The sequence below is a fragment of the Pseudomonas sp. SIMBA_068 genome, from assembly GCF_046534705.1.
GTDB lineage: Bacteria > Pseudomonadota > Gammaproteobacteria > Pseudomonadales > Pseudomonadaceae > Aquipseudomonas > Aquipseudomonas putida.
Genome location: NZ_JAWRYI010000003.1, coordinates 108898 through 134550, shown reverse-complemented (window position 1 = coordinate 134550; position 25653 = coordinate 108898). Strand labels below are relative to the sequence as shown.

The 25653-nt window shown below is 63.1% G+C and carries 24 protein-coding genes and 1 tRNA gene; 14 read left to right on the top strand and 11 right to left on the bottom strand.

The features are described from left to right. Positions 1–4: 4 nt before the first annotated feature. Complete coding sequence (locus tag SB756_RS09760; RefSeq protein WP_410910752.1) at positions 5–910, bottom strand: TIGR01777 family oxidoreductase; 906 nt, start codon at positions 908–910, stop codon at positions 5–7. 187 nt (positions 911–1097) lie between these two features. On the opposite strand from SB756_RS09760, the gene SB756_RS09755 reads away from it, so the two are divergent. The 5 genes from SB756_RS09755 (at position 1098) to SB756_RS09735 (ending at position 6170) form a co-directional block, all read left to right on the top strand. Then, a complete protein-coding gene (locus SB756_RS09755) occupies positions 1098–2084 on the top strand; it encodes an NAD(P)/FAD-dependent oxidoreductase (protein WP_341797560.1) in 987 nt (328 codons plus the stop codon). A gap of 100 nt (positions 2085–2184) precedes the next feature. Beyond that, on the top strand, positions 2185–3153 hold the full coding sequence (locus SB756_RS09750) for a YbgA family protein (protein ID WP_341797559.1): 969 nt from the start codon (positions 2185–2187) through the stop codon (positions 3151–3153). Next, the gene (locus tag SB756_RS09745) at positions 3143–4042 is read left to right on the top strand and encodes a MerR family transcriptional regulator (protein WP_341797558.1); all 900 of its coding nucleotides are present in this window, start codon (positions 3143–3145) and stop codon (positions 4040–4042) included. The genes SB756_RS09750 and SB756_RS09745 overlap by 11 nt, the downstream gene beginning before the upstream one ends. Beyond that, entirely contained in the window at positions 4033–5460 is a 1428-nt protein-coding gene (phrB, locus tag SB756_RS09740; protein WP_341797557.1) for a deoxyribodipyrimidine photo-lyase, read from the top strand. The genes SB756_RS09745 and phrB overlap by 10 nt, the downstream gene beginning before the upstream one ends. An 11-nt stretch (positions 5461–5471) precedes the next feature. After that, on the top strand, positions 5472–6170 hold the full coding sequence (locus SB756_RS09735) for an SDR family oxidoreductase (protein WP_341797556.1): 699 nt from the start codon (positions 5472–5474) through the stop codon (positions 6168–6170). A 134-nt stretch (positions 6171–6304) separates the two neighbouring features. Here SB756_RS09735 and SB756_RS09730 read toward each other — a convergent pair whose 3' ends face one another. The 6 genes from SB756_RS09730 to hemA form a co-directional block, all read right to left on the bottom strand. After that, positions 6305–6823, bottom strand: a complete 519-nt coding sequence (locus tag SB756_RS09730; protein WP_410910751.1) for an acyloxyacyl hydrolase — start codon at positions 6821–6823, stop codon at positions 6305–6307. Between the two features lie 104 nt (positions 6824–6927). Beyond that, positions 6928–7725, bottom strand: coding sequence for a glutamate racemase (gene murI / locus SB756_RS09725; RefSeq protein WP_410910750.1), 798 nt, complete (start codon positions 7723–7725; stop codon positions 6928–6930). After that, positions 7718–8473, bottom strand: coding sequence for a molybdopterin-synthase adenylyltransferase MoeB (locus tag SB756_RS09720; RefSeq protein WP_049277203.1), 756 nt, complete (start codon positions 8471–8473; stop codon positions 7718–7720). Before SB756_RS09720 ends, murI begins: the two co-directional genes overlap by 8 nt. Further along, on the bottom strand, positions 8467–9297 hold the full coding sequence (gene prmC, locus SB756_RS09715; protein ID WP_063423723.1) for a peptide chain release factor N(5)-glutamine methyltransferase: 831 nt from the start codon (positions 9295–9297) through the stop codon (positions 8467–8469). The genes SB756_RS09720 and prmC overlap by 7 nt, the downstream gene beginning before the upstream one ends. Then, on the bottom strand, positions 9297–10379 hold the full coding sequence (gene prfA, locus SB756_RS09710; protein WP_016501505.1) for a peptide chain release factor 1: 1083 nt from the start codon (positions 10377–10379) through the stop codon (positions 9297–9299). Before prfA ends, prmC begins: the two co-directional genes overlap by 1 nt. Further along, positions 10376–11653, bottom strand: coding sequence for a glutamyl-tRNA reductase (gene hemA / locus SB756_RS09705; protein WP_016501506.1), 1278 nt, complete (start codon positions 11651–11653; stop codon positions 10376–10378). The genes prfA and hemA overlap by 4 nt, the downstream gene beginning before the upstream one ends. A gap of 498 nt (positions 11654–12151) precedes the next feature. Here hemA and SB756_RS09700 point away from each other — a divergent pair, with 498 nt between their 5' ends. The 9 genes from SB756_RS09700 to SB756_RS09660 all read left to right on the top strand — a co-directional run bounded on the left by SB756_RS09700 (position 12152) and on the right by SB756_RS09660 (position 20875). Then, on the top strand, positions 12152–13873 hold the full coding sequence (locus SB756_RS09700; RefSeq protein WP_410910749.1) for a tetratricopeptide repeat protein: 1722 nt from the start codon (positions 12152–12154) through the stop codon (positions 13871–13873). Positions 13874–13877: 4 nt separating this feature from the next. Further along, positions 13878–14495 carry a lipoprotein insertase outer membrane protein LolB gene (lolB, locus tag SB756_RS09695; RefSeq protein ID WP_176512172.1) on the top strand — a complete coding sequence of 206 codons (618 nt, stop codon included), beginning with the start codon at positions 13878–13880 and terminating at the stop codon, positions 14493–14495. A 4-nt stretch (positions 14496–14499) separates the two neighbouring features. Continuing rightward, positions 14500–15360 (top strand): 4-(cytidine 5'-diphospho)-2-C-methyl-D-erythritol kinase, encoded by an 861-nt coding sequence (ispE, locus tag SB756_RS09690; RefSeq protein WP_341797551.1) that lies wholly within the window; start codon positions 14500–14502, stop codon positions 15358–15360. A gap of 20 nt (positions 15361–15380) precedes the next feature. Next, a tRNA-Gln gene (locus SB756_RS09685) sits at positions 15381–15455 on the top strand. A gap of 47 nt (positions 15456–15502) precedes the next feature. Next, positions 15503–16444, top strand: a complete 942-nt coding sequence (locus tag SB756_RS09680) for a ribose-phosphate pyrophosphokinase (protein ID WP_003247410.1) — start codon at positions 15503–15505, stop codon at positions 16442–16444. 118 nt (positions 16445–16562) lie between these two features. After that, on the top strand, positions 16563–17156 hold the full coding sequence (locus SB756_RS09675; RefSeq protein WP_063423720.1) for a 50S ribosomal protein L25/general stress protein Ctc: 594 nt from the start codon (positions 16563–16565) through the stop codon (positions 17154–17156). Positions 17157–17235: 79 nt separating this feature from the next. After that, positions 17236–17820 carry an aminoacyl-tRNA hydrolase gene (gene pth / locus SB756_RS09670; protein ID WP_016501511.1) on the top strand — a complete coding sequence of 195 codons (585 nt, stop codon included), beginning with the start codon at positions 17236–17238 and terminating at the stop codon, positions 17818–17820. A gap of 24 nt (positions 17821–17844) precedes the next feature. Beyond that, complete coding sequence (gene ychF / locus SB756_RS09665; protein ID WP_043204081.1) at positions 17845–18945, top strand: redox-regulated ATPase YchF; 1101 nt, start codon at positions 17845–17847, stop codon at positions 18943–18945. Positions 18946–19162: 217 nt separating this feature from the next. After that, on the top strand, positions 19163–20875 hold the full coding sequence (locus tag SB756_RS09660) for a SulP family inorganic anion transporter (protein WP_341797548.1): 1713 nt from the start codon (positions 19163–19165) through the stop codon (positions 20873–20875). Between the two features lie 27 nt (positions 20876–20902). Here the strand turns inward: SB756_RS09660 and SB756_RS09655 are convergent, their stop codons facing one another. From SB756_RS09655 to SB756_RS09640, 4 genes are read right to left on the bottom strand one after another with little or no spacing between them, the layout of a single operon-like run. Next, entirely contained in the window at positions 20903–21925 is a 1023-nt protein-coding gene (locus SB756_RS09655; protein WP_410910748.1) for a DUF2955 domain-containing protein, read from the bottom strand. Beyond that, positions 21915–23003 (bottom strand): HlyD family secretion protein, encoded by a 1089-nt coding sequence (locus tag SB756_RS09650; RefSeq protein ID WP_410910747.1) that lies wholly within the window; start codon positions 23001–23003, stop codon positions 21915–21917. Before SB756_RS09650 ends, SB756_RS09655 begins: the two co-directional genes overlap by 11 nt. Then, entirely contained in the window at positions 23000–24514 is a 1515-nt protein-coding gene (locus SB756_RS09645; protein ID WP_410910746.1) for an efflux transporter outer membrane subunit, read from the bottom strand. Before SB756_RS09645 ends, SB756_RS09650 begins: the two co-directional genes overlap by 4 nt. Before the next feature lie 3 nt (positions 24515–24517). Next, positions 24518–25615, bottom strand: a complete 1098-nt coding sequence (locus SB756_RS09640) for an AI-2E family transporter (protein ID WP_341797544.1) — start codon at positions 25613–25615, stop codon at positions 24518–24520. Positions 25616–25653: the final 38 nt, after the last annotated feature.

The following is a 25653-nucleotide window of genomic DNA, read 5'->3' as shown; positions in this document are numbered from 1 at the left end:
TATGTCAGAGGCGGCTGGACAGGTTGTCCAGGGCCGATTGCAGATCGTTGAAGCGGAAAGTGAAGCCAGCCGCCAGCAAGCGTACCGGGCGTGCCCGCTGCCCGCCCAGCAGCAAGGTCGACATCTCGCCCAGGCCAGCCTTGAGCAACAGTGCCGGCACTGGCAGCAGCGCTGGCCGATGCAGGGCCCGGCCCAGGCGCCTTGCGAACTCGCGGTTGCGCACCGGCTCCGGGGCGCAGGCATTATAAGGACCGCTGGCATCGTTGTGCTGCAAGAGAAAATCAATCAGGGCGACCTGGTCGTCTATATGGACCCACGGCATCCACTGCCGGCCATTGCCCAATGGCCCGCCCAGCCCCAGCTTGAAGGGCACGCGCAGGCGCGACAAAAAGCCGCCATCGCTGGCCAGCACCAGCCCGGTGCGCACCAGTACCACGCGGATACCCTGAGCCTGGGAGCGCTGGGCCGTCTCTTCCCAGGCAATGCACAACTGGCTGGCGAAATCTTCGCGCACCGGTGGCGAAGCCTCGGTCAGTTCGCGTTCGCCACCGTCACCGTACCAGCCCACTGCAGAGCCGGAGATCAGCACGTGCGGGCGTTGCTCACGGGTGCCCAACCAGGCCAGCAATTGCTCGGTCAGGGTGACCCGGCTGGCCCACAGCAGGTTGCGTCGGGCAGCCGTCCAGGGCCGATCGGCAATCGGCGCACCGGCCAGGTTGACCACCGCATCAAGGTGATCGTCCGCCTCCAGTTGCTCCAGGCGGGCGATGCCACGTACGCCACTGCCACATATTTTTGCCACCTGTTCAGGTCGCCGGCTCCAAACCGTAAGCCGATGCCCCTGGCCAAGCCAGTACTGGCAAAGATGCTTGCCAATCAAACCGGTGCCACCTGTCAGCAATATATGCATGGCTGTGTCCTCGCAGAGTGCGGCGGTGGTCTATTTTTAACATCAAGGCACTTTTTTGACCCGACGCTCTCGGATAAACATAGGCCAACCTGACCGCCAAAGCGGAATAACCTTATACAGAATTTCTGGATTGTACAGGTTTGCCTGACAGCGTAGTCTGCTAACAGCAAGGTTTGAAGAGGCCATCATGACAGTACCTATTGCCATCATCGGGGCCGGTATCGCCGGCTTGTCAGCCGCCCAGGCGTTGCAAAAAGCCGGGCAATCCGTGCATCTGTTCGACAAAGGCCACGGCAGTGGTGGACGCATGGCCAGCAAGCGCAGCGAGGCCGGCGCGCTAGACCTCGGCGCCCAGTATTTCACTGCCCGTGACCGGCGCTTCGTCGAGCAGGTGCAACACTGGGTTGCCGCCGGCTGGGCCGAGCAGTGGAAGCCACAGCTGTACAACTACCGTGATGGCGAGCTCACCCCCTCCCCTGACGAACAGACCCGCTGGGTAGGCGTACCACGTATGAGCGCCATCACCCGTGGCCTGCTCAAGGATGTGACGGTGAACTTCGGCTGCCGTATCGCCGAAGTGTTCCGTGGCAAGCAGTACTGGCACCTGCAAGATACCGAAGGCTGCAGCCATGGTCCTTACAGCCGCGTGGTGATCGCCGTGCCGGCACCGCAGGCCACGCCACTGCTAGCCTCCACCCCGAAACTGGCCGCCGTGGCTGCGGGCGTGCAAATGGAACCTGTCTGGGCTGTCGCGCTGGCCTTCCAGACACCTTTGGACACCCCGATGCAAGGCTGCTTCGTGCAGGACAACCCGCTTGACTGGCTGGCCCGTAACCGCAGCAAGCCCGGCCGCGACGAGCAACTCGATACCTGGGTGCTGCACGCGACCTCCGACTGGAGCCGGCAGCACATCGACCTGCCCAAGGAGCAAGTGATCGAACAGCTGTGGGGCGAGTTCGCCGAGCTGGTCGGCTGCGTGGTACCGGCGCCCACCTTCGCCCTGGCCCACCGCTGGCTGTATGCGCGCCCCAGCAGCAATCATGAGTGGGGCGCACTGGCCGATGCTGACCAAGGCTTGTACGCCTGCGGCGACTGGTGCCTGTCCGGGCGCGTAGAAGGCGCCTGGCTCAGCGGCCAGGAAGCGGCGCGGCGGCTGCTCGAACACTTGGAGTGATGTAGCGTTATACACAAATTCTAGTTTGCATAACTCCCCGGCTGTGCTGGAATAAACTTGTACAAAATTTTAGACTCGTACAGGTTTACCGGAGGCAGCCATGCACGACCCTTCCGCCCACAGCAAGCCGCGTATCGCTATCAGCGCCTGCCTGACCGGGCATAGCGTGCGTTACAACGGCGGCCACAAAGCCTCGGACCTGTGCCGTACGCAACTGGATGCCCATTTCGATTGGTTACCGGTGTGCCCGGAAGTCGCCATCGGCCTGGGCATACCGCGCGACCCGATCCGCCTGGTGGGCAATCCGGAACGACCGATAGTGGTCGGCACCCGCAACCCTGGTATGGACCTGACCGGCCCGCTACGCAGCTATGGCGAGCAGATGGCCGCCGAGCTCGACGATATCTGCGGCTATATCTTCATGCAGAAGTCGCCTTCCTGTGGCCTGGAGCGGGTCAAGGTGTATCAGGACAACGGCCATCCGGCCCTCCACGGTGGGCGCGGCGTTTACGCCCAGGCTTTCTGCGCTCAACGCCCGGACCTGCCAGTAGAAGAAGAAGGCCGCCTGCATGACCCCGTGCTGCGCGAGAACTTCATCAGCCGCGTGTATGCCTACGCCGACTGGCAGCGCCTGCTTGCCGAGGGCCTTAGCCGTGGCAGCCTGGTCCGCTTTCATTCGCGTTACAAATACCTGGTGATGGCCAACAACCCCCAGGCCTATCGAACCTTGGGCCGCCTGCTGGGCAGCATGAGCAAGGATGACGACCCACACAGCATCGGCCCACGCTACTTCAGCCAGCTGATGCAGGCCCTGCGCCGCTGCGCCAGCCGCGGCACCCACTGCAATGTGCTGCAGCACCTCAGCGGCTATTTCAAGGACAGCCTGACGCAACAGGACAAGGCCGAGTTGCAGACACTCATCAGTCAGTACCAACAAGGCGTGGTGCCACTTGTGGTGCCGCTGACCCTGCTCAAGCACCATTTGCGCAAGCACCCCGACTCCTATCTGCAGCAGCAAGCCTACCTGCAGCCGCACCCCGAGAGCCTGGGCTTGCGCAATGCGGTCTGAGGACTTGCTGCCCATCGGCGAACTGGCCCGCCGCACCGGCGTCAACCCGGTCACCCTGCGCGCCTGGGAACGCCGGTATGGCCTGCTCAAGCCCCAGCGCACCGCCAAGGGGCATCGCCTGTACCCGCAGGAACAGGTCGAGCGGGTCGAGGCAATCCTTGGCTGGTTGCAGCGTGGGGCATCGGTCGGCCAAGTGAGCGAGCTGCTCGACAAGCCGTCCAGCACGCCGCCCAAGGGTGACTGGCAGGCCCGGCAGTTCCAGCTGATCGAGGCCATTGCCAACCTTTCACAGCGCGCCCTTGACCAACAGCTTAACCAGGCCATGGCCCTGTACCCGGCCGTTACCCTGTGCGAACAACTGCTGCTGCCGCTGCTCGACCTCCTCGACCTGCGGTGGTGCAATTACTTCAATGCGCAGCTGGAACAGGCGTTTTTCCACAGCTGGCTTCGCAGCAAGCTTGGTGCCCGCGTCTACCATGACAACCAGTTATTGCAGGGCCCTGCGGTGTTGCTGGTGGAAGACAGTGAACGTGCCTTCAGCGCCGGTTTATGGCTATGCGCCTGGCTGTTCACCAGCAACGGGTTCCCAGTCGAAGTACTGGAAAACCCCGTTGCAGGCCCGCACCTGCAACGCGCGGTCAGCACACTCAACCCCCGCGCCGTGCTCCTGCACCTGGGGCCCCGCATCGATGGCAAGGCACTGCAACGCACCCTGCACAACCTGCCCATGACAATCCTGGCCGGCGGCCCGATGCTGTTGCTGCATGAAAATCAGCTGCTTGCCCTCGAGCTCCCCAACCTCGCCTTGTTCGAAACCCCGCAGGTGGCACTGCGCTTGCTTCAAGCCCAAAGCGGCCACCCTGTAGAGATGAATGCCCCATGCACCTGACCTGGCTGCGCAGCGACCTGCGCATCAATGACAACACCGCACTCAGCGCCGCCACCGAGCGCGGGCCGACCATTGCCCTGTGGCTGGTCAGCCCCGGGCAATGGCAAGCCCATGATGATGCCGCCTGCAAAGTCGATTTCTGGCTGCGCAACCTGCGCGACCTGCGCCAGTCGCTGGAAGGCCTGAATATCCCCCTGCTGATCCGCAAGATCGACACCTGGGACCAGGCACCACAAGCCGTGCTTGAGGTATGCCGCCAACATCAGGTGGCAAGCGCCCACTGGAACGAAGAGTACGGCATCAACGAGCAGCGCCGTGACGATGCCACCCGTGCCCTGCTGGAAAAGTCGGGCATTCAGGCCCACAGCCACCTCGACCAGCTGTTTTTCCGCCCGGGCACCATCCTGACCCGCAGTGGTGACTACTTCCAGGTTTTCAGCCAGTTCAAGAAAACCTGCCTGGAGCACCTGCACCGCAGCCTGCCTGCCCTGGCCCACCGGGTTAAGCGCCAGGCACCGCTGCACATCCCTGCCGACCCGGTTCCGCAACACGTGGACGGTTTTGAAACACCCACGCGCGCCTTGCGTGACCATTGGCCGGCGGGTGAAGCCGAGGCGCAGGGGCGGCTGTCCCGCTTCCTTGACGAAGCCATCGACGACTACCAGCTTCAGCGTGACCTGCCTGCCAAGCCCGGTACCAGCCAGCTTTCGACTTACCTGGCCGCCGGCGTGATCTCGCCCCGACAGTGCCTGCACGGCGCACTGGCCAGCAACCGAGGCGAGTTCGACAGTGGCAGTACGGGCGTACAAACCTGGATCAACGAACTGCTGTGGCGCGAATTCTACAAGCACATCCTGAGCGGTTATCCACAGGTCTCACGCCATCGCGCCTTCCGCGCCCAGACCGAAGCCTTGCCCTGGCGTGACGCCCCGGCAGACCTGGAGGCCTGGGAACAAGGCCGCACCGGCTTCCCGATCATCGACGCCGCCATGCGCCAGCTGCTGGATACCGGGTGGATGCACAACCGCCTGCGCATGGTCGTGGCGATGTTCCTCAGCAAGAACCTGCTGATCGACTGGCGCAAGGGCGAGCGGCACTTCATGCGCCACCTGATAGACGGTGACCTGGCTGCCAACAATGGCGGCTGGCAGTGGAGTGCATCCACCGGCACAGACGCAGTGCCCTATTTCCGTATCTTCAACCCGATTTCACAGTCTCAACGTTTCGACCCTCAAGGGCATTTCATTCGGCACTGGCTGCCGGAGTTACGTGACATAAGCGAGAAAAATATCCATGAACCGATGAAATGCAGGGATTTATTTGCTAATAATTTGTATCACAGTCCTGTGGTCGATCTCGGCAGCAGTCGCCTGCGTGCACTGGAAGCCTTCAAGGCCCTTCCACGCCGGCAGTATTAGAGGACAACGTCTTGAATGACTCACGAAGTTTTTGGGTCACGGGCGCCAGCAATGGACTTGGTCTGGCTTTGGTGGAACGCTTGCTCGAACAGGGCCATCGCGTTGCCGCCAGTGCTAAGGAAAGCGATGAATTGAATAGGTTGGCAGCACAACATGGTCGGCGTTTTTTGCGCCTGCCATGGCAGCTGCATGCCGAACCCGACGCAGCCGATGCCTGCCAGCAGATATGCCATGCCTGGTGCTCGCTGGATGGCTTGATCATCAATGCGGGTACCAGTGATTACCTGCCGGCCGATGTAGCAGACAGCGAACTGTTCGAGGCGATAGGCAGTACCAACCAGCTGGCAGGTGAGCTGTGCCTGAGCAAAGCGCTGCCTTTGCTGGCAAAGGGCGATTCGCCGCAGGTGATGGCGTTGTTCAACCGGTATTCAGCGTTGCAGCTGTATGCACCGACACAGGTCATTGCGGGCTGGAACAACCTGCCGCAATGGATGCGTGAGCAACGCAAGCCTCTGAAGGAGCTGGGCATCGGGCTGACTGTAGTGGCGCCACAGTCGCTGAAGGTGCCGGTGACGTCGGTGCAGGCGATACCGGAAGAGTGGACGCCGCAGGGTGTCGCTGAAGCGTTGTTGCGTCGGTGGCCGCAGGGAGAACCGGAACTGATCCTGGAAACCCTGGACGTCAGTAGCCTGTGGCCGTTGACGCGCTAATACCTGAAAACAGGGTTAGCTTCTTCGCGGGCGCGCCCGCTCCCACAGGAATACCCAGATCTTGAATGCTGCGGTATCCCTGAGGGAGCGGGTTTATCGAAGCGTCGAACCGCCAGACGCCGGCGCAGGTAAACTCAGAGCGCCATGCGGTAATGGAGGCTGTAGCTTTCCACCCCATCGTTGGGCTCTTTGATACCCGCATTGGAGTAATGGATCGCCCGCACCCCGATCTCATGCCCGCCGGCAAAGCGCAAACCAAAGCCGATGCGGTCCTCGAACTGGAACGCCGAGCCTAGCTCGTTGCTTTCAAGCTCGGTGCTGGAAAACGCCGCCACACCAATCCCTGCCTCGATGTAGGGCTTCACTGACTCCCCGGCAAATTCATAGACGAAGACTGGCGCGAACGACAGGCTGTGGTTGCTCGCCGTCTCGTCACCATCCCAATAGGTGTAGGCCCCATCCCAGTAGCCAGTCAGCCGACCAACGCTGGTCTGCCACCAGCTCGCATCCCAGTTCGATTGCAGCCCTAATCGGTAGACCATGGTCGAGTCACCGGTCTGCCCTACCGAAAACGAAACGTCGGCAGCCTGTGCCGACATCGCTTGCCCCAAGGTAAAGGCAGCAGCCGCCGCCAAGCCAAGCAGTTTCCTCATAAGAAACATCCTTCTTCCTGATGCTGTTATTAGTGTCCGCCTCAAGCAGGCAAGCGGTAGAAAGCGGAAGTGGAACGATAGTTCAGCTGCTTTTCACGTTTTTTTCACAACGCAAAGCTTTGCACATCGTCGGACTTACGCCACAGCACAGGTAGGATTTTTCTGAGATTGTCTGGATCAGCGCTGGTCCAGAAGCGGGCATCGCCGGCCGGGCCTTCGGCCAACAGATCGTTGGCACCCAGCAGCCGCTGCAGTTGGCGCGCCACCGCGGCGCCGGTGTCGATGATAGCCACGTCCGCCGGCACCAGGTCGGCCAGCAACGGGCGCAGGAAGGGGTAATGGGTGCAGCCGAGGATCAGCGTGTCGCAGCCGGCGGCCAGCAACGGCTGCACATAGCCAAGCAGCATCTGGCGCAGCACCAGGCTGGTCAGGTCTCCGGTTTCAATCAGCTCGACCAGCCCCGGGCAAGGCTGGGTGATGACCTGCACGTCGTTGGCAAAGCGGTCGAGCAAAGCGGCGAATTTGGCGCTCTGCAGGGTACCGGTAGTGGCCAGCACACCGACCACGCCCGAGCGGGTAGCCGCCGCCGCAGGCTTCACGGCGGGTTCCATGCCCACCAGCGGCCAGGTCGGGTACAACTCGCGCAAATCAGCCACCGCCGCTACCGTGGCGGTGTTGCACGCCAGCACCATGGCCTTGGCGCCTTGTGCATGGAAGAACGCGGCAATACGCCGGCAGCGTTCACGGATGTAGTCTGGCGACTTCTCGCCATAAGGCACATGGCCACAGTCGGCCACGTACAACAGCGTCTCGTTGGGCAGCAGGCGCTGGATCTCGGCGAGCACCGACAAACCGCCGACCCCCGAGTCCATCACGCCGACCGGCGCCGAGCGCTCAGCCATCGCGCTTGCCGCAAACAGTACAGGCCGGGTCACGCTTGACCCGCAACTCGCGAATGCGGGTGCCGAGGGCATCGATCAACAGCAGGCGGCCAACCAGCGGCTCGCCGAACCCGGCCAGCAGCTTCATCGCCTCCAGCGCCTGCAGGCTGCCCACCAGGCCCACCAGCGGCCCGATAACGCCCGCTTCGCTGCAGGTCAGCTCATCTTCACTGCCATGCCCATACAGACAGTGGTAGCAGGGGCTGTAGTCGCGCCGAGGGTCGAACACCGACAGCTGCCCTTCCAGGCGGATCGCCGCGCCGCTTACCAGCGGTTTGCAAGCAGCCACACAGGCAGCGTTGACCGCTTCACGGGTAGCGAAATTGTCGGAGCAATCCAGCACCAGGTCGACCGCCGCCACAGCAGCAGCGAGCGAGTCTTCATCCAGGGCCTGGCGATGGGCGACCAGGCCGATCTCCGGGTTGATTGCCTGCAAGCGTTGCAAGGCCGAATCGACCTTGCTCATGCCGACGCTGGCACTGTCGTGAATCACCTGGCGTTGCAGGTTGGTCAGGTCGACGGTGTCGAAGTCGGCCAGGTGCAGCTCACCGACCCCGGCGGCAGCCAGGTACAGCGCAACCGGCGAGCCCAGGCCGCCGAGCCCGACGATCAGGGCCTTGCTCTGCTTGAGCCGCAACTGGCCGTCGATGTCGATCTGGGCCAGCAATACCTGCCGGCTGTAACGCAACAGTTCCTCATCACTCAGCATGGCAAACGCCCCAGGGTAATGCGTTCATGGCCGCCCAGGTCCGTGCGGCTGGCAACCTCGATAAAACCTTGCTCAGCCAGCAAGGCGCGTACTGCCGCTGCCTGGTCGTAACCATGCTCCAGCAGCAACCAGCCACCCGGCAACAGGTGCGCGGGGGCCTGGGCGGCAATCACGCGTAGGTCGTCCAGGCCATCGGCGCCGGCCACCAGCGCACTGCTGGGCTCGAAGCGCACGTCACCGGCCACCAGGTGCGGGTCTGCGGCGGCAATGTAGGGCGGGTTGCTGACAATCAGGTCGAAACGCTCGCCGGCCAGGCTGTCGAACCAGTGGCTTACCCGCACCTGGGCGTTGCCCAGGCCCAGGCGCTGGCGGTTGCGCTCGGCCAAGGCAGCGGCCTCCTCCACCCGGTCAACCGCAGTTACCTGCCAGGCCGGGCGATCGCTGGCCAGGGCCAGGGCAATTGCACCGGTACCGGTGCCCAGGTCGAGGACCTTGGCTGGCGAGGCAGGTTGCAACTCGAGGGCCGTCTCGACCAACAGTTCGGTATCCGGCCGCGGGATCAGGGTATGCGGCGCCACTTCCAGGTCGATCTTCCAGAAGCCCTGCTGCCCGAGGATGTAGGCGACCGGCTCGCCGCCACGGCGGCGCTGCAGGTAATCGGCGTAGGTCTGGGCATCTTCGCTGCTGACAATTCGCTCGGGCCAGGTGTGCAGGTAGCTGCGCGATTTGCCGATGGCAGCAGCCAGCAGCAGTTCGGCATCCAGCCGCTCGGTGGGCGATTCGGGCAGCTGCGCGTTGCGCAGCAAGCTGGCGATGATGGTCATCAGTCCCCCAGGGCAGCCAGTTGATCGGCCTGGTATTCGGCCAGCAGCGGTTCGATCACTGCGTCCACGCCTCCGCTGAGGATGTCGTCCAGCGAGTACAAGGTCAGGTTGATACGGTGATCGGTCACCCGGCCCTGTGGATAATTGTAGGTGCGGATGCGCTCGGAACGGTCACCGGAGCCCACCAGCAGCTTGCGCTCGCTGGCAATGGCATTCTGTGCTGCGCTGGTCTGCATGTCGTTGAGCTTGGCCGACAGCCAGGACATGGCACGGGCGCGGTTCTTGTGCTGCGAACGCTCTTCCTGGCATTCGACCACGATGCCGGTGGGCAAGTGGGTGATACGGATCGCCGAGTCGGTCTTGTTGACGTGCTGGCCACCCGCGCCAGATGCACGGTAGGTGTCCACGCGCAGGTCGGCCGGGTTGATTTCGATGGCTGCTTGTTCGTCCGGCTCGGGCAGCACCGCCACCGTGCACGCGGAGGTGTGCACGCGGCCTTGGGATTCGGTTTCGGGCACGCGCTGGACGCGGTGCGCTCCGGACTCGAACTTGAGCTTGCCGTAGACGTTCTCACCCTCGACACGGGCGATGATTTCCTTGTAGCCGCCGTGCTCGCCTTCGTTCTCGGACAGGATCTCCAGGCGCCAGCCGCGTTTTTCGGCGTAGCGCGAATACATGCGGAACAGGTCGCCGGAGAAGATCGCCGCCTCGTCGCCACCGGTGCCAGCGCGGATTTCGAGGAACACGTTGCGGCCGTCGTTGGGGTCTTTGGGCAGCAGCATGCGTTGCAGCTTCGCCTCCAGCGTCAGCAGCTGCTCCTTGGCTTCACGCACTTCTTCCACGGCCATTTCACGCAGGTCCGGGTCGCTGTCCTTGAGCAGCGCCTGGGCACCTTCAAGGTCGCCCTGGACTTTGCACCACTCTTTATAAGCAGCGTAGACCGGCTCGACCTCGGCGTATTCACGGGAATACGCGCGAAAGCGCGTCTGGTCGGAAATGACCTCGGCATCACCGAGCAGTGCGGTGAGCTCTTCGAAGCGGTCCTGGAGGATATCCAGTTTGTTCAGCAGCGACGCTTTCATTGCGGGGATTTGTCCGTGGAGCCCTCGTTGAGGGCAAAGAGTTCCTGGGCCATGGCCAGCGCATCAAGGCGGCCCTCGGCCGAGAGCTTTTTCAACTGCACGCTGGGCGCATGCAGAAGTTTGTTGGTCAGCCCCCGGGCCAGTTGGGCCAGCACGTCCTCGGGGTTGCCGCCGTTGGCCAGCAGGCGCTGGGCCTTTTGCAGTTCTTCGTCGCGCAGACGCTCGCTTTGCTGGCGATAGGCCTTGAGCACGTCCACCGCAGCCAGTTCGCGCAAGCGCACCATGAAATCTTCGGCGCCCACCGATACCAGCTCTTCGGCAGCCTGGGCGGCGCCCTGGCGGCTCTTGAGGTTTTCCGCCACCACGTCGTGCAAGTCATCGACAGTGTACAGGTAGACGTCGTCCAACTCGCCGACTTCAGGTTCGATGTCGCGCGGTACGGCGATGTCGACCATGAAGATCGGCTTGTGCCGGCGCTGTTTCAGCGCACTCTCGACCGCGCCCTTGCCCAGGATTGGCAGTTGGCTGGCGGTGGAGCTGATGACGATGTCGCTGTTGGCCAGTTCCTGGGGGATGTCGGCCAGCAATACGGCATGCGCGCCGAACTGCTCGGCCAGGATACTGGCCCGCTCCAGGGTGCGGTTGGCCACGACGATACGCCGCACGCCTTGCTCATGCAGGTGGCGGGCGACCAGGGTGATGGTTTCGCCGGCACCGATCAACAAGGCCTGGCTACGGCCCAGGTCGCTGAAGATCTGCTTGGCCAGGCTGACCGCGGCAAACGCCACCGATACCGGGTTTTCACCGATGGCGGTGTCGGTACGCACCTGCTTGGCAGCGCTGAAGGTGGCCTGGAACAGGCGCCCGAGCAGCGGGCCGACGGTGCCGGCCTCGCGTGCCACGGCGTAGGCGGACTTCATCTGGCCGAGGATCTGCGGCTCGCCAAGCACCAGCGAGTCCAGGCCCGAAGCTACGCGCATCATGTGCTTTACCGCATCGTGCTCTTCATGCACGTAGGCGCTGGCGCGCAGCTCGTCCAGGCTGAGGCGGTGATAGTCGGCCAGCCATTGCAGCACGGCGTCGGCGGACAGGTGATCCTGCTCTATATAGAGCTCGCTGCGGTTGCAGGTCGACAGGATCGCCGCCTCGCGGCTGGAGGTCAGTCGGCAGAGCTGCTGCAGGGCGTCTACCAGCTGCTCTGGGGTAAACGCCACGCGCTCGCGTACGTCTACCGAGGCAGTCTTATGGTTGATACCAAGTGCAAGAAAGGCCATGCAAGGTCGCTGGTTGTGACGGGAAGCCGATAATTGTCCTCTTTCGCAGGTTTTAGAACAACCACCGTTCGCTATTGCGCTGATAGCGCTGCGGCTATCGCCGCTCCCGGGCCAGCATGAGCGTTGATTTCAGGTTTCACTCCCGCTTTTGATCTGCCTTTGATCTGCCTTTGATCTGGCTTTTGATCTTCGCGACTTCAGGAGGCCGAACGCAGGGCTTGCGAAGGGAGGTGACGGGCATGGATGCCCGTCACCTCCCTCCGCAAGCCCTGCGCTCCGCCTCCTAAAGTCGCAATCCGCGTCGCCTGAGCTATCGCGCGCTTAGAAGCAAGAGCAAGAGCCGGAGCCCTGGGCATTGTGGCAAGCCTGGGGCGAACCCTGCGCGCGCTGCGCGGTCTGCATGTGCTAAGCATATGCTTCATACCTTCGCAGGTGGGTTTTGCCCCCGCGCTTGTGTCATCATGCTCCGACCGCCGGTGAGTCCTCCTAAAGCCTTCTATGAACAAACCATACGCATTGCTGCTTGCCTTCGCCCTGCTCCAGGGCTGCCAGAGCCTGGCCCCGCAAAAGGCCGAGCCTCCCGTCGCCGAAGCCGGCAAGGGCGAGGCCCAGAAGCCCGTGGTGTATGGCTCGTTCAAGCAGGACACGCTGTATAGCCTGCTGGTCGCGGAGCTGGCCGGCCAGCGCAACCGCTTCGACATTGCCCTGGCCAACTACACCGACCAGGCAGCAAAAACCCAGGACCCCGCGGTTTCCGAACGCGCCTACCGCATCGCTGAATACCTCGGCGCCGACGAGCCGTCACTGGACAACGCACTGGTCTGGGCCCGCAACGACCCGCAGAACCTCGACGCCCAGCGCGCCGCCGCCATCCAGCTGGCCCGCGCCGGCCGCTATGACGACTCCATGGCCTACATGGAAAAGGTGCTGCAGGGCCAGGGCGACACCCACTTCGACTTCCTCGCCCTGTCCGCCGCCGAAACCGACCAGAGCACCCGCGACGGCCTGCTGCAAAGCTTCGAGCGCCTGCTGGTGAAATACCCGGACAACGGCCAGCTGGTGTTCGGCAAGGCCCTGTTGCTGAACCAGGACGGCAAGGCCGAAGAGGCGCTGGAACTGCTCGAATCCCACCCGGCGCACAACGGCGAAATTGCCCCGATCTTGCTGCGCGCCCGCCTGTTGCAAGCCCTGGACCGCGGCTCCGAGGCACTGCCCCTGCTGCGCGGTGCAATTCGCGACAACCCGGATGACAAGCGCCTGCGCCTGACCTACGCCCGCACCCTGGTCGAGCAGGACCGCATCGCTGATGCCAAGGGCGAGTTCCTCAGCCTGGTCCAGCAATACCCGGACGATGACGAGCTGCGCTATTCCCTGGCCCTGGTGTGCCTGGAGAACAAAGACTGGGATGAAGCCGAAGGCTACCTGCAGGAACTGGTCGAGCGTGACAGCAACGTCGACGCCGCGCACCTGAACCTGGGCCGCATCCGCGAGGAACGCCACGACCCCGCTGGCGCCCTGCGCGAATACGCCCTGGTCGGCCCTGGCCCCGACTACCTGCCGGCGCAGCTGCGCCAGGCAGACATCCTGATTGCCAACGGCCGCGGCACCGAGGCCTCGCGCCTGCTCGCCGAGGCCCGCGAAGCCCAGCCGGACTATGCCATCCAGCTGTTCCTGATCGAATCGGAAAGCTACAGCAACAACAACAAGGACGCCCAGGCCAGCCAGGTATTGCAACAAGCCATCCAGCGCTACCCCGACGACCTCAACCTGCTGTACACCCGCGCCATGCTGGCCGAAAAACGCGACGACATGGTGCAGCTGGAAAAAGACCTGCGCGCCATCATCGCCCGCGAACCGGAAAACGCCATGGCGTTGAACGCCCTGGGCTACACCCTGGCCGACCGCACCACGCGCTACGCCGAAGCCAAGGCGCTGATCGACAAGGCCCACCAGCTGACCCCGGACGACCCGGCGGTACTCGACAGCCTGGGCTGGGTCAACTACCGCCTGGGCAACCTCGACGAGGCTGAAACCTACCTGCGCCAAGCCTTTGCCAACTTCCCCGACCACGAAGTGGCCGCCCACCTGGGCGAAGTGCTGTGGGCCAACGGCAAGCGCCGCGAAGCCCGCCAGGTATGGGCCAAGGGCTTCGAAGCCCAGGCCGACAGCCCCATCCTGCGCAAGACCCTCCTGCGCCTGACCGGATCCGAGACCCTTTAACGCCATGTTTTTGCGCCATTGCATCACCTTCACCCTGATCGCCCTGCTGGCCGGCTGTGCCGGCTTCGGTAGCCGCGAAGCCCTGCAAGGTCACGGCGACCCACAACAGTGGCGGGCCCATAAAGAGCAGCTGAGCAGCCTTGATGGCTGGCAGATCAACGGCAAGGTCGGGATCCGCGCCCCGCGCGACTCCGGCAGCGGCACGCTGTTCTGGCTGCAGCGCCAGGACTATTACGACATTCGCCTGGCTGGGCCGCTCGGCCGTGGTGCCGCACGCCTGACCGGCCGACCCGGCGGCGTGGTGCTGGAAGTGGCCAACCAAGGCCGCTTCGAGGCCACCAGCCCGGAAGCCCTGCTGGAAGAGCAGCTTGGCTGGCAGTTGCCCGTGTCGCACCTGGTCTGGTGGGTCCGCGGCCTGCCCGCTCCCGACAGCAAGAGCAAGCTGACCCTGGACGGCGACAGCCGCCTGGCCAGCCTCGAGCAGGATGGCTGGCAGGTGCAGTACCTGAGCTACACCGAGCAGAATGGCTACTGGTTGCCCGAGCGCCTGAAACTGCACGGCAAGGACCTGGACGTGACCCTCGTGGTCAAGGACTGGCAGCCACGCCAGCTGGGGCATTGATCACATGCAGAAAATCACCCTGCCCGCCCCGGCCAAGCTCAACCTGTGGCTGCATATCATCGGCCGTCGCGCGGATGGTTATCACGAGCTGGAAACCGTGTTCCAGTTTCTCGACCATGGCGACGAACTGAGTTTCGCCGTTCGTGACGATGGCGTGATCCGCCTGCACACCGAGATCGAGGCCGTACCGCACGACAGCAACCTGATCGTGCGTGCCGCACGCAAGTTGCAGGAACAGTCCGGCAGCCCACTGGGCGCCGACATCTGGCTGACCAAGGTGCTGCCCATGGGTGGCGGCATCGGCGGCGGCAGTTCGGACGCCGCTACCACCCTGCTGGCCCTCGCCCACCTGTGGCAACTGGACTGGGACGAAGACCGCCTGGCCGCATTGGGCCTGAGCCTGGGCGCCGACGTACCGGTATTCGTACGCGGCCATGCGGCGTTCGCCCAGGGCGTGGGCGAGCAACTGACCCCGGTCAACCCGCACGAGCCCTGGTATGTCGTGCTGGTGCCGCAAGTGTCTGTCAGCACAGTAGAAATTTTTTCACATCCACAGTTGACACGTGATTCCCTCCCCCTTAATATGCGCCCCGTTCCCGAGGGAAACAGTCGAAATGACTGCCAACCGGTGGTAGAGCAGAGTTATCCAGAAGTTCGCAATGCGTTGAATTCACTGGGTAAATTCACTGAGGCTCGACTAACCGGCACTGGAAGTTGTGTGTTTGGGGCCTTCCCAAACAAAGCCGAAGCTGATAAAGTTCTGGCCCTTCTTTCAGCGACCCAAACAGGGTTTGTGGCGAAAGGAAGCAATATTTCGATGTTGCATCGCAAGCTGCAAAGTCTGGTCAAGAAGTCGAGCGCATAAGCGTTCGCAGCAACAGATACAGGGGCGTCGCCAAGCGGTAAGGCAGCAGGTTTTGATCCTGCCATGCGTTGGTTCGAATCCAGCCGCCCCTGCCATTTTCCTATACTCATCCAGGTATACCCTCAGCCTTCAGGTACTGCGCGTGTCCAAGATGATGGTCTTTACGGGGAACGCTAACCCCGATCTGGCTCGGCGTGTCGTACGTCAGCTGCATATCCCTCTCGGTGACGTCTCTGTCGGTAAATTCTCCGACGGCGAGATCAGCACTGAGATCAATGAAAATGTTCGCGGTAAAGACGTTTTCATTATTCAGCCGACTTGTGCCCCGACCAACGATAACCTGATGGAACTGGTAGTGATGGCCGACGCCTTCCGCCGCTCCTCAGCATCCCGAATCACCGCCGTGATTCCTTACTTCGGATATGCCCGCCAGGACCGCCGTCCGCGTTCGGCACGTGTAGCCATCAGCGCCAAAGTTGTCGCTGACATGCTCACTGTCGTAGGTATCGACCGTGTACTCACCGTCGACCTGCACGCTGACCAGATCCAAGGCTTCTTCGATATCCCCGTCGACAACATCTACGGCTCGCCCGTACTTGTCGATGACATCGAAGACCAGCGTTTCGAGAACCTGATGATCGTCTCCCCGGACATTGGTGGTGTCGTGCGCGCACGTGCCGTTGCCAAGTCCCTGGGCGTCGACCTGGGTATCATCGACAAACGCCGCGAGAAGGCTAACCACTCCGAGGTTATGCACATCATCGGCGACGTCGAAGGGCGCACCTGCATCCTGGTAGACGACATGGTCGACACCGCCGGCACCCTGTGCCACGCGGCCAAAGCCCTGAAAGAGCACGGCGCTGCCAAGGTTTACGCCTACTGCACGCACCCTGTTCTGTCGGGCCGCGCGATCGAGAACATCGAGAAGTCGGTACTGGACGAGCTGGTGGTGACCAACACCGTTCCGCTGTCCGCCGCTGCTCAAGCCTGTGACCGTATCCGCCAGCTGGATATCGCACCGGTTGTGGCTGAAGCGGTCCGCCGCATCAGCAACGAAGAATCGATCAGCGCGATGTTCCGCTAAGCGGAACGCGTGTTGATGTGAAGCGCCCCGCCCCAACATGTGTTGGGGCGGGGCTTTTTTGCCATCCCCGTTGGCGCTGGTCGCAAACGCCTTCGGGGGGCTATTTTGGAGAAACAAAATGACTGATTTTATTCTGAACGCCCAAGCGCGTACTGACCTGGGGAAAGGTGCGAGCCGCCGCCTGCGTCATGCGCTGAGCATCCCGGCCGTTGTCTACGGTGGTGATAAAGAAGCTCAATCCCTGACCATCGTGGCCAAGGAAATCACCAAGCTGTTCGAAAACGAAGCTGCTTTCAGCCACGTTATCGAGCTGAATGTTGACGGTGTCAAGCAGAACGTCATCATCAAGGCCATGCAGCGCCACCCAGCCAAGCAGTTCATCATGCACGCCGACTTCGTTCGCGTTGTTGCTGGCCAGAAACTGACCGCTGTTGTTCCAGTGCACTTCATCAACGAAGAAGCACCGGCCAAGAAAGGCGGCGAGATCTCCCACGTTGTTGCCGAGATCGAAGTTTCCTGCGAAGCCAAAGACCTGCCTGAGTTCATCGAAGTTGACCTGGCCAACGCCGAAGTCGGCACCATCATCCACCTGTCGGACCTGAAAGCTCCGAAAGGCGTAGAGTTCGTAGCTCTGGCCCACGGTGATGACAAAGCTGTTGCCAACGTTCACGCTCCACGCGTTGCTCCAGAAGCAGAAGGCGCTGCCGAGTAATCCACTCGCACGCCGGCGTTGATCGGGTTACAGTGCCGCGCGCACTGTAACCCACCAACTCCAAGGAAGAGCCCCTGACGTGACCGCCATCCAGTTGATCGTTGGCCTGGGTAACCCCGGCCCCGAATACGAACAGACCCGGCATAACGCAGGGGCTCTTTTCGTTGAACGCATTGCCAGCGCCCAGCGTATTTCGCTTACCGCTGACAAAAAGTATTTCGGCCTGACGGCTAAATTCAGCCATCAGGGCAACGACGTTCGTTTGTTGATCCCCACCACCTACATGAACCGCAGCGGCCAGTCCGTAGCGGCCTTGGCCAATTTCTTCCGCATCAAGCCGGAAGCAATCCTGGTGGCACACGACGAACTCGACCTGCCTCCGGGCGTTGCCAAGCTCAAGCGCGGCGGCGGCCATGGTGGGCACAACGGCCTGCGCGACATCATCGCGCAGCTCGGCAACCAGAACGACTTCCACCGCCTGCGGCTTGGCATTGGCCACCCGGGCGACGCCAAACTGGTCTCCAACTTCGTCCTGGGCCGCGCGCCGCGCGCCGAGCAGGAGAAGCTCGACGCCAGCATCGATTTTGCCCTCGGCGTGCTGCCGGACGTGCTTGCCGGCGACTTTGCCAAGGCGATGCGCGAACTGCACAGCCAGAAGGCCTGATTTCCTTTAGAGAGGGGAATACCCATGGGTTTCAATTGCGGCATCGTCGGCCTGCCCAACGTCGGCAAGTCCACCCTGTTCAACGCCCTGACCAAGTCTGGCATCGCGGCGGAGAACTTCCCTTTCTGCACCATCGAGCCAAACAGCGGCATCGTGCCGATGCCCGACGCTCGTCTGGCTGCGCTGGCTGAAATCGTCAAGCCAAACCGCATCCTGCCGACCACCATGGAATTCGTCGACATCGCCGGCCTGGTTGCCGGTGCCTCGAAAGGCGAAGGCCTGGGTAACAAGTTCCTCGCCAACATCCGCGAGACCGACGCCATTGCCCACGTGGTGCGCTGCTTCGAAGACGAGAACGTGATTCACGTTTCCAACAGCGTCGACCCCAAGCGTGACATCGAGATCATCGACCTCGAACTGATCTTCGCCGACCTCGATAGCTGCGAGAAGCAACTGCAGAAGGTTACCCGCAACGCCAAAGGCGGCGACAAGGAAGCCTTGGCGCAAAAGGCCATTCTGGAAAAGCTGATCCCGCACTTCACCGAAGGCAAGCCTGCGCGCAGCCTGATGAAGAACATGGCTGACGACGAAAAAGCCGTCATCCGTGGCTTCCACCTGCTGACCAGCAAGCCGGTGATGTACATCGCCAACGTCGCCGAAGACGGCTTCGACAACAACCCGCACCTGGACGTGGTCAAGGCCATCGCCGAGGAAGAAGGCGCGGTAGTGGTGCCGGTGTGCAACAAGATCGAAGCAGAAATCGCCGAGCTGGACGACGGTGAAGAGAAGGACATGTTCCTCGAGGCCCTGGGCCTGGAAGAGCCTGGCCTGAACCGCGTGATCCGCGCCGGTTACGAGCTGCTGAACCTGCAAACCTACTTCACTGCCGGCGTGCAGGAAGTGCGTGCCTGGACCGTTCGCATCGGTGCCACCGCACCGCAAGCGGCCGGGGTTATCCACACCGACTTCGAAAAAGGCTTCATCCGCGCTGAAGTGGTGGCCTATGACGACTTCATCCAGTTCAAGGGTGAAAGCGGTGCCAAGGAAGCCGGTAAATGGCGCCTGGAAGGCAAGGATTACATCGTCAAAGACGGCGACGTGATGCACTTCCGCTTCAACGTCTGATGGGTGCCGTGGAACTCCACGGTACTTGAAAGACTTCAAAACCCCCGTAATCGCCAAGCGATACGGGGGTTTTGTGTTTAAGGGCCATGCATTTGCAGCACCGGCCGAGAAAAAGCCGGGGCCAGGATGTTGCTTGGTCAGCGATGGGCCGCAAAGCGGCCCCCGATGTCAGCATCTAAGCTGTGATGGAGCACCCTCCTCCCCCAGAGCCTGCGCCATGCCCGAACCACCTCGCGTCGACTGGCAACGCTGGCTGCCCGGCCTGGTCACCCTGCTCCACTATCAACGCGCCTGGCTAGCCAAGGACATCGCCGCCGGCCTGGTGCTGACAACCATGCTGGTCCCCGTGGGCATCGCCTACGCCGAAGCGTCCGGCGTACCCGGTATCTACGGCCTGTACGCCACCATCATCCCGTTGCTGGCCTACGCCCTGTTCGGCCCTAGCCGCATCCTTGTGCTGGGCCCGGACTCGGCACTGGCCGCGCCGATCCTGGCGGTGGTGGTGCAGTACGCTGCGAGCGACCCGCAGCGGGCAATCGCCATCGCCAGCATGATGGCGCTGGTCGCCGGGGCGTTCTGTGTGATTGCCGGACTGCTGCGCCTGGGCTTCATCACCGAGTTGCTGTCCAAGCCGATCCGCTATGGCTACATGAACGGCATCGCCCTGACGGTGTTGATCAGCCAACTGCCCAAACTGTTCGGCCTGTCCGTGGACAGCCAAGGCCCACTGCGGGATATCTGGAACCTGATCCAGGCCTTGCTCGCCGGCCAGGGTCATTGGCCAAGCTTCATGGTCGGTGGCGCCAGTTTGGCGCTGATCCTGCTGCTCAAGCCATTCAAGCGCCTGCCAGGCATCCTCATTGCCGTGGTACTGGCCACGCTCGCGGTGAGCCTGCTGGGGCTCGACCAGCAAGGCGTGAAAGTGCTCGGCAAGTTGCCGCAAGGGCTGCCCAGCTTTGCCTTGCCCTGGGTCAGCGATATAGACCTGGTGGAGGTGCTGCTTGGCGGCATCGCGGTGGCGCTGGTGTCGTTCGCCGATACCAGTGTGCTGTCACGTTCCTATGCCGCACGCCTGAAAATGCCGGTCAACCCGAACCAGGAAATGTTTGGCCTGGGCGTAGCCAATCTCGCCTCAGGGCTGTTTCAGGGCATCCCCATCAGCAGCAGCTCGTCGCGCACACCGGTGGCCGAAGCTGCCGGTTCGCAAACCCAGCTCACCGGCATTATCGGTGCGCTGGCGGTCACCCTGTTGCTGCTGGTGGCGCCCAACCTGATGCAGCACCTGCCCAACAGCGCCCTGGCGGCTGTGGTGATTGCCGCAGCAGTGGGGCTGTTCGAGTTCGCCGACCTCAAACGTATATTCCGCATGCAGCAGTGGGAGTTCTGGCTGTCGTTCACCTGCTTCGTCGGCGTGGCGGTGTTTGGCGCCATTCCCGGTATCTGCATTGCGGTGGCAATAGCGGTGATCGAGTTTCTGTGGGACGGCTGGCGGCCACACCATGCAGTGCTGGGCCGGGTGGATGGCACCCGGGGGTACCACGATGTGCAGCGTTATCCACAGGCACGACGCATTCCGGGGCTGGTGTTGCTGCGTTGGGACGCGCCGCTGTTCTTTGCCAATGCCGAGCAGTTCCAGAGCACAGTGATGGCGGCTGTAGACGAGTCGCCGACGCCGGTGCAGCGGCTGCTAATCGCCGCGGAACCGGTGACCAGTATCGACATCACCTCGGCAGATATGCTGGCCGAGCTGGACCGTGCACTGGAGGCACGAGGGGTGGAATTGCAGTTTGCCGAGATGAAAGACCCGGTGAAGGACAAGATGCGGCGGTTCGGGTTGTTTCAGCATATGGGGGAAAAGGCCTTTCACCCCACGGTGGGTGCCGCTGTGGATGCCTATCTGGAAGAAAGTGGGGTTGATTGGCAGCCCTAGGTTCCCTGTGCTGGCTGCTTCGCGAACTCACCCGCGAAGCAGCGCACGCCGAGCACGAAGCCGGTCAATCCAGATCAACATGGCACTGGCATACACCGAGACCGCCAGAAACAAGGCCATGCGCACCGCAAAGGCCTTGTACACATCCTGCCCACCCGCACTGTCCTGCACCGACTGCCCAAGCAAGATCAGCAGGGTCGTCAGGCAACTGACCCAGTACGCCGGGCCCTGCCGACTCGGCACGGCTTGATACAGCCGCCGCGCCTGCCACAGGACGAACAGCAGCACCCAGAGGAAGAACATCCACAGGTGCACGAACAGGCTCAACGCGCCCCACATCAGTATCGCCAGCAGGCCGGCAAGCAAGGTCGAACCAATCAGCTCTCGGCTGGCATGCCGTGCGCGGGTTTCCCCGGCCTGCTGCCCCAGGCTTACCGCCTTCATGATCAGCGGCATGTACTGGTCCGGGGCAATCAACGCCAGCAGAAACGCAGGCATCACGATCAGCGTGGCGCGCAATGCCACCCAGCTGACATGCTCGGTGCCCGGCAGCGGTGGTACCGGTTGCGCCGATGCACCAGCAGGTTCGGGAAACAGCATATGCGCCAGCGCCGTGCCCAGCACTGCCAGCAGCATGCCTTTGGCCAGCGCTTCGACCACCGACAGCGCCAAGGTGAAGTCGCTGGTGCCGGCGGCGGCGATCATGGTCAGGCCGACCACCAGCAAGTTGGCCAGCAGGCCGTTGCCGCCCTCAAGGGCGTAGCGCAAGGTGAGGAAAACACCTACGCCCACCAGCAACACCCCGCTCAGCGGTGCGTGGCGCAACAGCGGAATCAGCAACAGCCCGCTGCCACAGGCGAGCAGTACCAGCACCGCCAGGGCCGGCGCCGCTCGCAGGGGCAGTGGGTGGCTGCGCATGGCCAGCAACAGCACAGCGAACACCGGTGCCAGGATCGGCACCGGCAAGCCAATGCCAAAACTCACCGCCAGGCACAGCGCCACACCCCAGGCCAGGCGCAGGGCGCGCAGGCGGCGCAACTCAATAGGCATAGGACAACCAGCTCATCAACCACATGAACAGCCGGCCCAGCAGGTTCAGCGGGTTACCTTCGCTGGGCAGCGCCATGACCTCCGCCTGCCCGCCTACCCGCAGCCCGCGCTTGTCCGGCAGCTGATCACGCTCCAGCTCGACAATTACCGGAAAGCGCTGGGCCGAACGCAGCCACTCGCGGCTGTTCTGCACGGTGGGCAATGTGCCCGGCGGGGTGCTCTGGCCCACGCTCACGCCGTAGCCGATGCTGCGGATACGCCCCTTCAGCACGGTGCCGGGCAGCGCATCAAGCACTACCAGCACCGGGGTGTCGGGGCGCAGGCGGCCGAGGTTGTTCTCGGTCATGTCGGCACTTATCCACACGTCATGGATTGTGATCAGGGTCATCATCGGGCTGCCAGCCCCGACATAGTGGCCAACGTCGGTACGCAAATCGGTGATCAGGCCGTTGGCGTCGGCGCGCACCACGGTACGGGCAAGGTCCAGGCGAGCCTTTTCCACGTTAGCTGCGGCACTGCGCAACTGGGCGTTGTCATCTTGCGCCCCGCCCTGCTGCTCACGGGCGCGCTCCACTTCGGCACGGGCCGCTGCCACTTGGCTGATGGCCTGGTCGCGGGTGGCCTGGGCGCCTTCCAGGCGGCGCACCGATACCGTGCCTGGGTCCTCATCGATCAGGCGCTTGAGCCGCTCGGCATCCTGCCGCGCCTTGCGCTCGTTGGCCTGAGCGGCCACCAGCGCTGCTTGGGCCGAATCGATGCCGGCGGTACTGGCGCCGATCTGCCGGCGCACCGTATCGAGGTCTGCTTTGGCGCGGGCTAAGGCAATGCGGTACTGCTGCTGGTCGAGTTCGAACAGCACATCGCCCTGGCGCACGTCCTGGTTGTTGCCTACTGCCACCCGCTTGATCTGCCCTGCCACCTCGGCGGCCACCGGCACCACGTAGGCCTGCAGGCGCGCCTGCTGGGTGTAAGGCGTGAAGCGGTCGGCCAGCAGGTACCAGAGCAGGCTCACGGCGATCAGCAGCAGTACCCAGCGCATGCCGCGATCAGGGGCTGGCGGGGGCGTGGCGTCGCTCATTGGCTTTCACCTTCTGCATGTGCGGTGGGGGCTGGCGGGTCGAGCAGGTCGCCCCAGTCGGTACGTTGTTGCATCTGCTGACGCGTGGCTGGGTCGATTGGTGCGCGGCTGGTGTCCCAGCCACCGCCCAAGGCCTTGTACAAGGTCACCAGGCTGCTTACGGCATTACCGCGGCTGACCAGGTAGCCGTCCTGTTGTTGCAATAGCAGTTGCTGGGCGTCGAGCACGCGCTGGAAGTCGGCGAAGCCTTCGCGGTACTGCGAGCTGGCCAGGTTCAGCGAGCGTTGCGCAGCCTGGGAGGCCTGGTCGCGAATGGTTGCACTCTGCAGCGAGCGCACCAGCCCGCTGGCGGCATCGTCGGCCTCACGGGCGGCTTCGCGCACGCTCAGGTGGTACAACTCGATCAGTTGCTGCAAGCGGGCATCTTCTACGCGCACAGCGTTCTTGCGCCGGCCATAGTCGAACGGGTTCCAGATCAGGCTGGGCCCGGCGGCGATGTCGAAGGTATTGGGCAGGTGGCTGGCCGAGACAAAGCTCCAGCCGATGCTGCCCAGCAGGCTCAGCTGTGGATAAAGATCCGCCTCGGCCACGCCGACCAACGCCGACTGCGCCGCCACTGCCTGCTCGGCGGCGCGGATATCCGGGCGACGCTGCAGCAGGCTGGCAGGTACGTCCTGCAGCACGGCGCGGTCTGGCAACGGCAGCTGGCCATGGCCGCCATCCAGCTGCGGCAGCGGCCCGGGTGGGCGGCCCAGCAACGTGCACAACACATTACGCAGGGCGTTGAGCTGGTTCTCGAATTCGGGGATGGTGGCCAGGGTTGCCAGATATTGAGTACGCGCTTGCTGCCAGTCGAGTTCGTCATTTTCGCCATGGCGGAACAACCGTTCGGTGATCTCCAGGCTGCGCGCCTGGCGCTTGCCGTTCTCTTGCGCGATATCCAGCCGCGCCTCGGCAGTACGCAGGGCAAAGTAGGTGTCGGCCACTTGGGCACGCAGCAGCAGCATGGCGTCGGCATAGTTGGCCTGAGAGGCGAAGTACAGAGCATCGGCGCTTTCGATGGCGCGACTGAAGCGGCCCCAGAAGTCGATTTCCCAGCCAATGTCGAAGCCGACACTGGATTGCCAGAACACCGAGTCGCGCGCAGTGGCAGTGCCGGACTGGTTCTGCTTCAGGTACAGGCTCTGCGCACTCAGCTGCTGCAGCTGTGGATAACGCCCGGTCTGCACGATGGCCAACTGGGCGCGGGCTTCAGCGATGCGCAGGCCAGCCAGGCGCAGGTTGGTGTTGTTGGCGTCGGCCTCGGCAATCAGCGCGTCCAGCATCGGGTCGGCAAACACCGCCCACCACTGGCGCAGGTCGGGTGTTGCGGCGCTACGCCCTGCCTGTTCCAGCAATGGCGTGCTCCAGCCGTCCAGCCACGGCGCCTGGGGCTTTTCGAAATCCGGGCCGACCTGGGTGCAGCCGGCCAGCACCATCAGCAGGCCCAGGCCACAGCGGCGGTTGGGCATGGCTCAGGCAGCAGGTGGTGCCGGTTGCTCCGGCACCTGCAGCGCAACCCATTGCCAGAACAACACGTAAGTTACGCCAAGGATCACCGGGCCGATGAACAAGCCGATGATGCCTTTGACCACCATGCCGCCCAGTGCCCCGATCAGCACCACCGGCATGGGTACGTCCACACCGCGCCCCAGCAGCAGCGGCTTGAGCACGTTGTCGGCCAGCCCGGCGACAAAGGTGTAGATGGCGAAGATGATGGTCGCCACAGTGAAGCCTTCGACGTTGAACACGTAGATGATCACCGGCACCGTGACCAGGGTAGCGGGTGCCTGGGCAATCCCCAGCATGAGGATGACGATGGCCAGCATGCCGGCCCCGGGCACCCCTTTGACCACAAAACCGACGCCGATCAGCAGCATCTGGATGAAGGCGATGCCGATCACGCCCTGCGCCACCGCGCGAATGGTCGCGGTGCACAGCCTGGCCAGTGGCTTGCCCCGCTCTTCGCCCGATACCCGCATGGCGATGCGCTGCGCCGCGACCTGGCCGCGGTCACCAAAGGCCATGATCACCCCGGAGACAATGATCGCGCCGATAAACAGCAGGAAGGCCGCACCAGCGCTGGCTGCCGCCCCCAACAGGGTGCGCCCGGCGCCCTTGAGCTGGGGCATCCACTGGTTCAGCACACTGGCCATGTTTTCGGAAGCCGCCAACCACAGCGCGTATACCTTTGGCCCGATCAATGGCCAAGCCTGCACGGACTCGGCAGGTGCAGGCACGCTCCAGGCACCGCTCTTGAGCAATGCCACCAGGCTGTCCACCGATTCGCCGATCGACATCACCACCAGGTATATCGGCACCAGCAGCACGAGCAGTACCAGCAGCACGACCAGCGTTGCCGCATACCCTTGCCTGAACCCGGTACGGCGCTGGAGGCGGCAATGCAACGGGTACAAGGTAACCGCCAGGATCACCCCCCACAGCATCAGCTCAAGGAACGGCTGGAACACCTGGAAGGCGAATATCACCAAGGCGGCCACCAGGCCAGCCTTGATCAACACATCGAGCAAGCCACGCGACAGCGCGCTGTCCAGCTTGATACCCGGTTGCATGCTGCACCTCCGAACATTCCGTTCGCCGTGTGTTTCGA

Bases quoted from the DNA above. Each gene is read 5' to 3' on its own strand.
- SB756_RS09650 (WP_410910747.1), bottom strand. From the start codon at position 23,003: ATGAGCGACGCCACGCCCCCGCCAGCCCCTGATCGCGGCATGCGCTGG.
- ychF (WP_043204081.1), top strand. From the start codon at position 17,845: ATGGGTTTCAATTGCGGCATCGTCGGCCTGCCCAACGTCGGCAAGTCC.
- ispE (WP_341797551.1), top strand. From the start codon at position 14,500: ATGCAGAAAATCACCCTGCCCGCCCCGGCCAAGCTCAACCTGTGGCTG.
- SB756_RS09655 (WP_410910748.1), bottom strand. From the start codon at position 21,925: ATGCCTATTGAGTTGCGCCGCCTGCGCGCCCTGCGCCTGGCCTGGGGT.
- SB756_RS09750 (WP_341797559.1), top strand. From the start codon at position 2,185: ATGCACGACCCTTCCGCCCACAGCAAGCCGCGTATCGCTATCAGCGCC.
- SB756_RS09720 (WP_049277203.1), bottom strand. From the start codon at position 8,473: ATGCTGAGTGATGAGGAACTGTTGCGTTACAGCCGGCAGGTATTGCTG.
- prmC (WP_063423723.1), bottom strand. From the start codon at position 9,297: ATGACCATCATCGCCAGCTTGCTGCGCAACGCGCAGCTGCCCGAATCG.
- SB756_RS09660 (WP_341797548.1), top strand. From the start codon at position 19,163: ATGCCCGAACCACCTCGCGTCGACTGGCAACGCTGGCTGCCCGGCCTG.
- SB756_RS09760 (WP_410910752.1), bottom strand. From the start codon at position 910: ATGCATATATTGCTGACAGGTGGCACCGGTTTGATTGGCAAGCATCTT.
- SB756_RS09745 (WP_341797558.1), top strand. From the start codon at position 3,143: ATGCGGTCTGAGGACTTGCTGCCCATCGGCGAACTGGCCCGCCGCACC.
- hemA (WP_016501506.1), bottom strand. From the start codon at position 11,653: ATGGCCTTTCTTGCACTTGGTATCAACCATAAGACTGCCTCGGTAGAC.
- SB756_RS09645 (WP_410910746.1), bottom strand. From the start codon at position 24,514: ATGCCCAACCGCCGCTGTGGCCTGGGCCTGCTGATGGTGCTGGCCGGC.
- SB756_RS09755 (WP_341797560.1), top strand. From the start codon at position 1,098: ATGACAGTACCTATTGCCATCATCGGGGCCGGTATCGCCGGCTTGTCA.
- lolB (WP_176512172.1), top strand. From the start codon at position 13,878: ATGTTTTTGCGCCATTGCATCACCTTCACCCTGATCGCCCTGCTGGCC.
- SB756_RS09730 (WP_410910751.1), bottom strand. From the start codon at position 6,823: ATGAGGAAACTGCTTGGCTTGGCGGCGGCTGCTGCCTTTACCTTGGGG.
- prfA (WP_016501505.1), bottom strand. From the start codon at position 10,379: ATGAAAGCGTCGCTGCTGAACAAACTGGATATCCTCCAGGACCGCTTC.
- SB756_RS09675 (WP_063423720.1), top strand. From the start codon at position 16,563: ATGACTGATTTTATTCTGAACGCCCAAGCGCGTACTGACCTGGGGAAA.
- murI (WP_410910750.1), bottom strand. From the start codon at position 7,725: ATGGCTGAGCGCTCGGCGCCGGTCGGCGTGATGGACTCGGGGGTCGGC.
- phrB (WP_341797557.1), top strand. From the start codon at position 4,033: ATGCACCTGACCTGGCTGCGCAGCGACCTGCGCATCAATGACAACACC.
- SB756_RS09640 (WP_341797544.1), bottom strand. From the start codon at position 25,615: ATGCAACCGGGTATCAAGCTGGACAGCGCGCTGTCGCGTGGCTTGCTC.
- SB756_RS09700 (WP_410910749.1), top strand. From the start codon at position 12,152: ATGAACAAACCATACGCATTGCTGCTTGCCTTCGCCCTGCTCCAGGGC.